This window comes from Pseudaeromonas sharmana (assembly GCF_042649925.1).
GTDB classification, from domain to species: Bacteria; Pseudomonadota; Gammaproteobacteria; order Enterobacterales; family Aeromonadaceae; genus Pseudaeromonas; species Pseudaeromonas sharmana.
Map to the genome: position 1 here is coordinate 1 of NZ_JBHSAF010000004.1, position 3,532 is coordinate 3,532.

The 3,532-nt window shown below is 48.3% G+C and carries 4 protein-coding genes; 2 read left to right on the forward strand and 2 right to left on the reverse strand.

Going from position 1 to position 3,532, the window contains the following annotated elements; all coding sequences use genetic code 11:
* Nucleotides 1-612 precede the first annotated feature (612 nt).
* A complete protein-coding gene (locus ACFOSS_RS05915; protein WP_377151225.1) occupies nucleotides 613-861 on the forward strand; it encodes an Lpp/OprI family alanine-zipper lipoprotein in 249 nt (82 codons plus the stop codon).
* 257 nt (nucleotides 862-1,118) lie between these two features.
* Here the strand turns inward: ACFOSS_RS05915 and ACFOSS_RS05920 are convergent, their stop codons facing one another.
* Together ACFOSS_RS05920 and ACFOSS_RS05925 are read right to left on the reverse strand one after the other, a co-directional pair.
* Nucleotides 1,119-1,268 (reverse strand): integrase core domain-containing protein, encoded by a 150-nt coding sequence (locus ACFOSS_RS05920; RefSeq protein WP_377151227.1) that lies wholly within the window; start codon nucleotides 1,266-1,268, stop codon nucleotides 1,119-1,121.
* The gene (locus ACFOSS_RS05925; protein ID WP_377151228.1) at nucleotides 1,265-2,227 is read right to left on the reverse strand and encodes a DUF1153 domain-containing protein; all 963 of its coding nucleotides are present in this window, start codon (nucleotides 2,225-2,227) and stop codon (nucleotides 1,265-1,267) included. The genes ACFOSS_RS05920 and ACFOSS_RS05925 overlap by 4 nt, the downstream gene beginning before the upstream one ends.
* A gap of 156 nt (nucleotides 2,228-2,383) precedes the next feature.
* Between ACFOSS_RS05925 and metF the strand changes: the two genes are divergently transcribed.
* Nucleotides 2,384-3,277 (forward strand): methylenetetrahydrofolate reductase, encoded by an 894-nt coding sequence (metF, locus tag ACFOSS_RS05930; RefSeq protein WP_377151229.1) that lies wholly within the window; start codon nucleotides 2,384-2,386, stop codon nucleotides 3,275-3,277.
* The last annotated feature ends 255 nt before the right edge of the window (nucleotides 3,278-3,532 follow it).

Below are 3,532 nucleotides of genomic sequence, written 5' to 3' on the forward strand. Positions count from 1 at the left end.
ATACCTGCCTGTCACGCAGGGGGTCGCGGGTTCGAGTCCCGTCCGTTCCGCCACTACACAGCAAAGCCCAGACTTCCGTCTGGGCTTTTTGCTTTGCGTTTGATTGCCATTGTTTCTAATTAGGAACTGTTCTGGTACCTGAAACGTTTATCATGGCTGCGGCTACGTGACAGGCGCTACTCCCCCAGAGCTACCGATCTACGCTCTGAGCACCTGCTTGGCGCTGTGTAATGATCGTAGGGTTTATTAGTTATGGGCAACGCCCGTCGCGTAATCAGCGACGGATTTGCTCATTGATAGAAGCATACCTCATGCCTGGCAATCATACAGGTCTATTGCAACCCATGTCTGAGATCTTCACTCGTGCCTTGGTATGACCTGAGCAGGATTTCAGTGATTCATCGCACATCATATTAAAAGAAGAACTTGTCATATTGCTTAATGATGGTACTGTAAATTGACAAGACCAAGTTAAGCTCCTTTCTAGAGCTATAATCAGATTTTCCCTGATAATTCAAGATATAAAAAATTTTATTTAGGGCTTCTATTGGGAATAATATGTGCCATACTGCACATGCTTGCCTTTATCTTGCAAGTTACAGGGAGTTATTCATGAACAAATATCAAGTTTTACTGGGCACTGTTGCACTGAGCGCTTCTCTGCTGGCTGGTTGTGCTAACACCGACCAACTGAGCGCCGATGTTCAAGGCCTGACCACCAAGGTTGACCAACTGGCTGGCGAAGTGAGCGCACTGCGTTCCGAGCAAAGCAAGCTGGCTGCTGACGTTCAAGAAGCTAAGTCAGAAGCTCTGCGCGCTAACCAGCGTCTGGACAACATGGCTACTCATTACAAGAAGTAATGATGTAAAAATGGCGCAGTATCTGCGCCATTTTTTTCTTGTTTATACTAATGCATGCTACTTTTTCCTATCCGCATACCCAGTTATGCTGCTGTATTATGATTTGAAGAATTTTTATAATTACCTTCAATTTCAAAGCTGTCGCTTGGCTTTGTCCCATCGATAAACCATGTTTGAATACCTCTTTTTTCCTATATTCTCGCGTTAGCGAGACTTGCAATGGCTCTGCGTTTCCTACACAACTAAGCGGCTTGGGCTTAGGCCAGCACCGGGCTTTTCATCTTCAGCGCCTGATGAGGGCGCTTCTGATTGTAAAACTGGATCCAGTTGCCAATCACTCGACTGGCATGTTGTAACATCTCGAACCGCTGCCGATGCACACATTGTTCTTTCAGTGTTCTGATCACCCGCTCAACCATGCCGCTTTGCTCTGACGTGTGCGGCGTGATGAACTCATCTTGTAGCCCATGGCCTTTAACGAGCGTGGTCTAGTTGCGACTGGTAAACACCAACCCATTTGTAACAAGAACGGCGTAGTTATCCGTCCCAGGCATCCGAACCGGGTTATCAAGGCCTGCTCCAGAGTCTTGGATTTACCACTGCGCGATAGATGCCAACCCAACAATTCTCGGGTATGACAACCAATCACCAGAGCCAACGAACACCAGCCATCACGTCCGGCCCAGAACCGACATAAGCCGGTCGCCCAACGTCGGTTTGGGGCAGATGCCGCCGATGGCAAGCACTGGATCCGCAGGCGAAACCCGACCGGACGTTTGCGGACTTGCCAACCCTTGAGCGCGAAGATGCGCTGTACTGTGTTCTTGTTGAAGCCCAGCAGTGCCGCCACGGTTCGATAACCGAAGGATGGATTCTCCTCGATCATGGCCTTGATCGGCGTAACCAGATGCTCCTGAACCTTGGGTGCAGCCTTGACGCTGCGGTAATACCAGCTGCGCCGTGGCAAGCCAAACCAACGACAGATTTTACTGACGGAGACCTCGGTACCCTCGGCGCGTAATCCCTGCTGAACATCGGCGACTATCTGTCGTCCTCGCCGAGCAGGGAGGCCAACTTTTTTCTGGCACGTAACTCCAGCATGGCTTCGCCATAGGCCTCTTGAAGCTTTCTCGTACTGCTCGCGGATATCCAACGGCTTGGCGCGCAGAGCGTTCTCCATGCCCTGTTTGGCGTCATTAACCCACTCCTCAATTTCAGAGGGAGCTAAATCGAAGCCGCGAGCCGCCTCGGATACTGTGGTCTTGCCCTGGATGATGTCCATGACCAAAGCGGTCTTGCGCTTGGCGGTCCAACGTTTGATTTCTTCGTCCCCATCGTAATGCTCATGTCTGTGATCTCCACTCATTATGACCAAAGCAGGATCTCAGTCGTTCATTACAAGTCTGGGTATGATTGTTGATAGTAATAAATCGATTGACTTTAAAATGTTAGAAATAGATTATTACTGGACATTTAGACGTCTAAATGTCTATGGACGCGTTTCAATTATGAGGGACGAGCAATGAGTTTTGAAAGTGCACGACAAGTCGAAGCGTTAAATCAAGGTCTTGCAGATTTAAATGGGAAAATAAGTGTTTCATTTGAGTTTTTCCCGCCTACGACTGAGTTCATGGAGCAAACTTTATGGAACTCAATTGCTCGCTTAAGTACATTAGCACCCAAGTTTGTATCCGTAACTTATGGCGCAAACTCTGGTACACGCGATCGGACCCATAATGTTATAAAAGATATAAAAGAACGAACTGGGCTCGTCGCGGCACCTCATCTTACATGCATCGATGCTACGCCTTCTGAGCTAAGAACTATTGCTCTGGATTATTGGAATAGCGGGATTCGCCACATTGTTGCACTCAGAGGTGACTTACCGCCTAACGCCAATGAGCTACCTAAGATGTATGCATCTGATCTTGTTGCATTATTGCGTGATGTTGCAGACTTTGATATCTCTGTAGCTGCCTATCCAGAGACGCACCCAGAAGCAAAGAGTGCTCAAGCAGATCTTTTAAATCTGAAAAGAAAGATTGATGCGGGTGCAAGCAGGGCGATAACGCAATTTTTCTTTGACGTGGAGAGCTACCTGAGATTTAGAGACCGCTGTGCAGCAATTGGGATCGAAGCCGAAATCGTTCCTGGAATCTTGCCTGTTTCAAATTATAAGACACTGCAGAAATTTGCCGGATTCACCAATGTGAAAATTCCTCACTGGCTGCATCAGAGATTTCAGGGGATCGCTGATGATGATCAGACAACACGTAATTTGCTTGGTGCCAGTATTGCGATAGATATGGTACGGGTGTTGTCACGCGAGGGTGTCAAAGACTTTCATTTTTATACACTGAATCGTTCCGAACTAACATATGCCATTTGCCATACTTTAGGCGTGCGTCCAGTGTAATATCCTTGCCTGATATCGTGTGTTTTTTGCTCATAAAGATAGATAATCGTCTTTTTTGCTTGCCAGCGATGCTGATATCCCTATAATGCCGCCTCGCTGACACGGCAAGGCCCGCACTCCTCGGAGCAGGCGCCACGCGGTATCAGCCGGGCCGAAACGCCCCGGAGCGAACACGGTAAAATGTGCTTGACTCCGAACCGGGAAAGCGTAAGATGCGCATCCCACGACGACACGGTCGTCACGCTCTTTAACAAT